Consider the following 7,808-nt stretch of genomic DNA (forward strand, 5'->3'; position numbering starts at 1 on the left):
CCCCGCGTCCGCCGTCCCGTGCCCCGGGTGCGAGTCCGCGCGGCTCGTACCCGGGGCACGGCCGTGCGGCGGCGCGGGACGGTTCGCGGGGCCACCGGCCGCCCCGCCGGGCCCCCGAACCTCCCGTGTGCCGGGGGTGGTTGGGGCGGTCCGGCCCGGGGGCGGGTCAGGGGATGGTGGACCAGGCCGGTGTCCGTGCGAGCTTCCGCACGATGCGGTCCTCGTAGGAGACGTCGGCCACGGACATGCGCAGGTACCGGGTCCCGGAGAAGACCCAGTACTCGTTCGGTTCGCCGGGGACGGGCAGGGCCGCGTCGATCCCGCCCCGGAACGGGTCGTACTTGCCGAGGGTTCTGGACCACTCGCTGATCGCCGCCGGTCCCTGGGCGATCTGACCGCCCGCGGTGTCCCCGTCCGCCACCTCGTCGTCCAGCCGCGCCCGGACGTACCGGTCCCCGGCGAACATCCAGACCTGGTACGGGTCGTCCGGCACCGGCAGCAGCGCGTCGAGCCCGTCGTCGAGGAGGTCCCCGAAGGCTCCCTCCCAGTCGCTGAGGGGCCTGCGGTCGTGCACCCGGGACGCCTGGTAGAACGAGGTGTCGCCCGCGATCCGGATGCGGATGTAGTGGTTGCCGGAGAACACCCAGTACTCGCTGGGCTGATCGGGGACGCGCAGGGTCGCGTCGATCCGGTTCTGGAACACCGGCAGGTCCGCGAAGGTCCCCTCCCAGGCGCTGAGCGGTTCGGGCCCCTTCAGCAGCCGCCGGAACGGCTGACCCGTCTTCGCGATCCGCGCCCGGACGTACCGGTCGTCGGAGAACAGCCAGTAGGTGTGCGGCGCCCGCACGTCGCCGGCGTCCGGTGCCGCCATCACCGCGTCGATCCGGTTCGGCCGGGGTGAGGGAGAGCCGTCCGGCCGGTCGTCGTCCGAACGGCCGTACCCGAAGCGGTCGTCCAGCCACCAGGCGGTGGCGGCGCCGCCTCCGGTCACCAGCAGCGCGGCCCCGAACAGCAGGGACCGTCGGCCGGGCGAGCCGCCGCCCGTTCCGGGACGGTCCGGCCCCGGACCGGGCGGGTGCCCGGTCGAGGCGCCCCAGCCCGACGGCGAGGCCACCCGCCGTAGCGCCTCCCGCGTCTGCGCCACGGTGGGCCGTTGGGCCGGGTCCTTGCGCAGCAGCGCCTCCAGCGTGCCGCGCAGCGGCCCCGCCGCCTCCGGGATCAGCGGTTCCTCCCACACCACGGCGTGCAGCACGGCCGCCGGTTCGGGCCGGGTGAAGGGCGAGCGGCCCGAGAGCAGGGCGCACAGGGTGCCGCCCAGGGAGAAGAGGTCGCTGGGCGGCCCGGCGGGCTGGTTCTCCAGCCGTTCGGGGGCGATGAACTCCAGGGAGCCGACGACCTCGCCGGACGTGGTGAGGGAGTCGGAGCCCGCCAGCGCCGCGATCCCGAAGTCGCAGAGCACGACGCCGCCTTCGCGGCGGAGCAGCAGGTTGGCGGGCTTCACGTCGCGGTGCAGCGCGCCGACGGCGTGCACCGCCTCCAGCGCGTCCAGCACCTCCAGACCGACCCCGGCGACCTGGGCGGGCGTCATCGGCCCGCTGGTGGCGAGGTATTCGGCCAGGGAGGAGCCGTCCACGAACTCCATGACGAGCCACAGCCGTTCGTCGTGGGTGACGACGTCGTGGAGGTTGAGGACATGGGGGTCGGAGACCCGCGCGATGGCCTGGGCCTCCCGACGTGCCCGCTCGACACGGCGGTCGAGCACCTCGCTGCCGGAGTGCGGGTGCACCTCCTTGACGGCGACGACGCGCCCCAGCAGTTCGTCGCTGGCCCGCCACACGGTGCCCATGCCGCCGCTGCCGAGCCGGTCCAGCAACAGGTACCGGTCGGCGATGAGTCGACGTTCGTCAGGGTCCTCCACGCCCCGAGTGTCCCACGACTCTCCGGCGAGCCGGGGTTTTGGTCGTCCAACAGCGGGCACGCGCGGGGAGTTGGGACCGGCTGGAAGACGTCCCCCGGTCCGGCACCCCGGCCGGGCCACGGGCCGCCGTCCCGTGCCACGGCTCCTGTCCACCTGGCGGGCGGTGTCGGTGGTGGTGGAGGATGGTGCCCTCCGACGGGCACCGCCCCGTGGCCCGTGGTGCCCGTTGCCGCCGACGGCGACCGGAGCGGCGGACGACCGGGGAGAACGAGCCATCCCGCACCGCCCCCAACCCCCCGGCGCCGGATGGTTGGTGGCACCCGCACAACCGGTGTGACCTGCGCGATAGGGGGGCCGCTAGGGGTGTTGTTAGGGGTATGGCGCCGCTGGGGCCGCCGGTACGTTGAGGCTTGATCACTGACGAACCCGCACATCGAGCCTGCCGTCGCCACCCGGCCGACCCGCCGCCCGCGCCCGTCAGGCTCCGCTGTGCCGGTCACCGCACTGAGACGGGGGAGGTTCTGTGCCGACGACAGCGGCCACGGACCGGGACGCCCGGTTCCGCGGACCCGCCGGTCCACCCGCCCCCGCGCCGCCGTCCGCGCGGGACGCCGCACCACACCATCACCCCCGCGCGGAGCGGGAGTTGACCCCGGCCCGCAGCCCGGCCACCCCCACCAGGACCCGTCCCGGTACGCGGCCCCGCGCGCGGCTGAGAGCGGTCCCCGCACGCCGTCCCCCCTCCGGAGTCCCCCCTGTCGCGCTGTCGCGCTGAGCGGCGCGACCCCCGCCGGGCGAGACCCCCGCACCGGTGGGCGCCGCGCCCGCGGTTCTGTCCACGCTCGTCCCCCTCATGGCCACGGAGGTGATTTCAGCGATGCTGGAATCGGCGACCGACGCGCACGGAGTCCCCGACCGTCAGCCGATAGCCGTGGTCGGGGTGTCCTGCCGACTGCCGGACGCGGAGACCCCCGAGGCGTTCTGGCGCCTGCTGTGCGACGGGCGCAGCGCCGTCGGGTCGGTGCCGGAGGGCCGGTGGCGGGAGGAACCGGCGGAGGAGGAGGCCCGCCGGGGCGCGTTCCTGGACGAGGTGGACCGGTTCGACGCCGCGTTCTTCGGCGTCTCGCCCCGCGAGGCGCGGACCATGGACCCGCAGCAGCGGCTGACGCTGGAGCTGTGCTGGGAGGCGCTGGAGGACGCCGGGATCGTCCCGGCCACGCTGCGCGACCACCCCGTGGGCGTGTTCGTCGGCGCGATCTGGGACGACTACGCCCGCCTGCTGCACGGCCACGGCATGCCCGCGATCGGCGCGCACAGCATCACCGGACTGCACCGTGGCGTGATCGCCAACCGCGTCTCCTACAGCCTCGGTCTCAACGGGCCCAGCCTCACCGTCGACGCGGGGCAGTCCTCGTCCCTCGTCGCGGTGCACCTGGCGGCGGAGAGCCTGCGCCGTGGCGAGTCCGAGGTCGCGCTCGTCGGCGGGGTGAACCTCAACCTCCTCCCGGAGAGCGCCGTGACCGCCGCCCGGTTCGGCGGCCTCTCGCCCACCGGCCGCTGCCACACCTTCGACGAGCGCGCCGACGGCTACGTGCGCGGCGAGGGCGGCGCGATGGTCGTCCTCAAACCCCTCGACCAGGCCCGCGCCGACGGTGACACCGTCTACTGCGAGATCCGCGGCAGCGCCGTCAACAACGACGGTGGCGGCCCGAGCCTCACCAGCCCCAGCGGGCGCGCGCAGGCCCAGGTGCTACGCGCCGCCTACCGGCGCGCCGGGGTGGCCCCGGAGCGGGTGGGCTACGTCGAACTGCACGGCACCGGCACCCGCGTGGGCGACCCGGTCGAGGCGGACGCGCTCGGCTCCGCGCTCGGCTCCGGCCGCCCCGTGGACCAGCCGCTGCTGGTCGGTTCGGTCAAGACGAACATCGGCCACCTGGAGGGCGCCGCCGGGATCGCCGGACTCGTCAAGGCGGTGCTGTCGCTGGCGCACCGGACGATCCCGCCGAGCCTCAACTTCACCCGGGCCCACCCGGACATCCCCCTGGACGCCCTGCGGCTCGACGTCGTACGGGAGACGACGCCCTGGCCCGGCGAGGAGGGCCAGGCCGTCGCCGGAGTCAGCTCGTTCGGCATGGGCGGCACCAACTGCCACGTGGTGCTGGCGGAACCGGCACCCGACCCGGCCGCCCCCCGCTCCCGCCCGGCCGGAGCCCCCGGCGACACCGGGGCCTTCGGCGGTGCCGGAGACGACGGCGTCCCGAGCGCGCACGACGGCCTTCCGCCGGCCGACGCCGCCTCCGCCGGACACACCGTGCCGTGGGTGCTCTCCGGCCGCTCCGCCGCCGCCGTCCGGGCCCAGGCCGGCCGGCTGCGGGAACGCGTCCAGGCCGACCCGGGGCTGCGGCCCCGCGACGTCGGCCGCACCCTCGCCGCCCACCGGGACACCTTCGAGCACCGTGCCGTCGCCATCGGGGACGACCGCGAGGAGCTGCTGGACGCCCTCAACGCCGTGGCGGACGGGCGGCCGGGCGACGCCATCACGGGCAGCGCCCGGCCGGACCGGCGGCTGGCCTACCTGTTCTCCGGCCAGGGCTCCCAACGGCCGGGTATGGGAAGCGAGTTGTACCGCGCGTACCCGGCCTTCGCCCGGGCCTGGGACGAGGTCGGCGAACACCTCGACCCCCATCTCGACCGCCCGCTGCGCGAGATCGTCAACAACCGTGTGGACAGTACGAGTTCCGGCAACCCGCCCGGCGACACGGTGGACCTGGACGACACCGCGTACGCCCAGCCCGCCCTGTTCGCCCTGGAAGTGGCGCTGTTCCGGCTGCTGGAGAGCTGGGGGATCCACCCCACCCACCTGCTCGGCCACTCACTCGGTGAACTCGCCGCCGCCCACGTGGCCGGGGTGCTCTCGCTCCCCGACGCCTGCGCCCTGGTCGCGGCACGTGGCCAGCTGATGCGGGAACTGCCCGCGGGCGGCGCGATGGCCGCGATCGAGGCCGAGGAGGCGGAAGTACGGGACTCCCTCGCGGACCGTCGGCCCCGTGTCGACGTCGCAGCGGTCAACGGCCCCACCGCCGTGGTGATCTCGGGCGAGGAAGCGGACGTCGAGGAGGTCGCCGCCGCCTGGGCCGCACGAGGCCGCCGCACCCGCCGGATGCGCGTCAGCCACGCCTTCCACTCCGCGCGGATGGACCCCATGCTCGACGCGTTCCGGCGGGTCGCGTCCGGCGTCACCTACCGGCCACCGCGCATCCCCCTCGTGTCCAACGTGACCGGCGCCCCCATCCCCGACGAGGAACTGTGCACCCCGGACTACTGGGTGCGCCACGTCCGGGAACCCGTCCGCTTCGGCGCCGGAGTGCGATGGCTCGCCGGGGAAGGCGTCGACAGCTGGCTGGAGCTGGGCCCGCACGCGGTGCTGGCACCGCTGGCCGCCGAGACCCTGCTCGACCTGCCCGACCGGGACGACCAGCCGGTCGCCGCGCTGCGCGCCGACCATCCGGAGCCGCGCACCCTGCTGCGTGCCCTGGCCCAACTCCACGTCGACGGCGTCCCGATGGACTGGGCGGCCCTCTCCGCCGCCCTGGGCGGACGGCGGGTGCCGCTGCCCACCTACGCCTTCCAGCGCGAACGGTACTGGTGGGAGCCGGGCACCACCGCCCTCCCACGACCGGGGCCCACCCCAGCCCCGGCGACCCACCCGGACGACGCCGAAGACACCCGCCCGGACGGGGAACCGGAGCCGGGATGGGCTCCGGAGGGGGCGACCGCCCACCGGTCACTGGCGGAACGCCTCGCCCCGCTGCGCGAGATCGACCGCGACCGCGTGCTGCTCGACCTGGTACGCGCCCAGGTGGCGGCCGTACTGGAACACGACGCGCCGGACCGCGTCGAGGCCGACCGGACCTTCCGCGACCTCGGCCTCGACTCCCTCCTCGCCGTCGAACTGCGCCGCCGCACGAACACCGCCACCGGCCTGCCGCTGCCCGCCAGCGTCCTGTTCGAGCACCCCACCCCCGCCCGGCTCGCCCGCCACCTCCGGCGGGAACTCCTCGCGGAATCACAGGAGTTGGCCGTCGTCCCCACCGTGGCGACGGAGGACGACCCGATCGTCATCGTCGGCGCCGGCTGCCGCTTCCCCGGCGACGTGCGGTCGCCCGACGACCTGTGGCGGCTGCTCGCCGACGGCGCCGACGCCGTCTCCGGCTTCCCCGACGACCGTGGCTGGCGCCTCGACGAGCTGTACGACCCGGACCCGGAGAGCGGCGGCCGCAGCTACGTCCGGCACGGCGGATTCCTTTACGACGCCGCCCAGTTCGACGCGGCCTTCTTCGGCATCAGTCCCCGCGAGGCCGACGCGATGGACCCCCAGCAGCGGCTGCTGCTGGAGACCTCCTGGGAGGCGCTGGAACGCGCCGGGATCGACCCCACCACCCTGCACGGCAGCCAGACCGGCGTCTTCCTCGGCGCCACCTCGCAGGACTACGGCTCCCGGCTGGACGAGGCGCCCGTCGGCTACGAGGGCTACGTCCTGACCGGCAGCACCGCCAGCGTCGCCTCCGGCCGCGTCGCCTACACGCTGGGCCTGGAGGGACCAGCGCTCACCGTCGACACGGCCTGCTCCTCCTCGCTGGTGGCGCTGCACCTCGCCCGGCAGGCGCTGCTGCGCGGCGAGTGCTCGCTGGCGCTGGCCGGAGGCGTGACCGTGATGGCCACCCCCGGCATGTTCGTCGAGTTCAGCAAACAGCGCGGACTCGCCCCCGACGGGCGCTGCAAGCCCTTCGCCGAGGCCGCCGACGGCACCGGCTGGAGCGAGGGCGCCGGGGTCCTCCTAGTGGAGCGGCTGTCCGACGCCCGCCGCAACGGGCACCCCGTCCTCGCCGTCCTCCGCGGGTCCGCGGTCAACCAGGACGGCGCGAGCAACGGCCTCACCGCGCCGAACGGTGGCGCCCAGCGGCGCGTCATCCAGCAGGCCCTCACCTCCGCCGGGCTCGCCCCGGGCGACGTGGACGCCGTCGAGGCCCACGGCACCGGCACGACACTCGGCGACCCCATCGAGGCCCAGGCCGTCCTCGCCACCTACGGCCAACAGCGCCCCGCGGAACGGCCGGTGCTGCTCGGCTCCCTGAAGTCCAACATCGGGCACACCCAGGCCGCCGCCGGGGTCGCGGGCGTCATCAAGATGGTCCTCGCCCTGCGGCACGGCACCCTGCCGCGCACCCTGCACACCGACCGTCCGTCCTCGCACGTCGACTGGACCGCCGGCGCCGCCGCCCTGCTGCCCGAGACCACCCCCTGGCCGGAGGTGGACCGGCCCCGCCGCGCGGGCGTCTCCTCGTTCGGCATCAGCGGCACCAACGCCCACGTCATCCTCGAACAGGCCCCGGCCGACCCGGAGTTGGCCGCCCCCGCACCCGACCCGAGCGCCACCTCGGAGGCAGTGCCGACGGCCGTCCCCTGGCCACTGTCCGCCCGCGACCCGCGCGCCCTGCGCCAGCAGGCCGCCCAACTGCACGACTGGCTCTGCGACCACCCCGGCGTCCCGCCCACCGCCGTCGCCCACACCCTCGCCACCGGACGCGCCGCCCACGCCCACCGGGCCGTCGTCGTCGGGGGAGCAGACGACCCGCTCACCGGACTGCGCGCCCTCGCCGATGGCGAAACCACCCGCCACCTCGCCCAGGACACCGCCGCGGACGATCGGCGGACCGTCCTCGTCTTCCCCGGCCAGGGCTCCCAATGGGCCGGAATGGGCGTCCAGTTGATGGACGCGTCGCCCGTCTTCCGCGAACACCTCACGGCCTGCGTCGACGCCCTCCAGCCGTACCTCGACTACTCCCCGCTGGCCGTACTCCGCGGCGAACCCGGCGCCCCCACCCTGGAA

2 protein-coding genes are annotated in these 7,808 nt (G+C 75.3%); one reads left to right on the forward strand and one right to left on the reverse strand.

Annotation, left to right across the window (positions count from 1 at the left end):
• Positions 1–166: 166 nt before the first annotated feature.
• Positions 167–1,918: a serine/threonine-protein kinase gene (locus E0L36_RS26220; protein WP_180931805.1), complete on the reverse strand. Its 1,752-nt coding sequence runs from the start codon at positions 1,916–1,918 to the stop codon at positions 167–169.
• A gap of 877 nt (positions 1,919–2,795) precedes the next feature.
• On the opposite strand from E0L36_RS26220, the gene E0L36_RS26225 reads away from it, so the two are divergent.
• Positions 2,796–7,808, forward strand: a 5,013-nt coding sequence (locus E0L36_RS26225) for a type I polyketide synthase (RefSeq protein ID WP_180931823.1), incomplete at its 3' end; no start/stop codon positions are given.

The organism is Streptomyces sp. AJS327, from assembly GCF_013450295.1.
Lineage (GTDB): Bacteria > Actinomycetota > Actinomycetes > Streptomycetales > Streptomycetaceae > Streptomyces.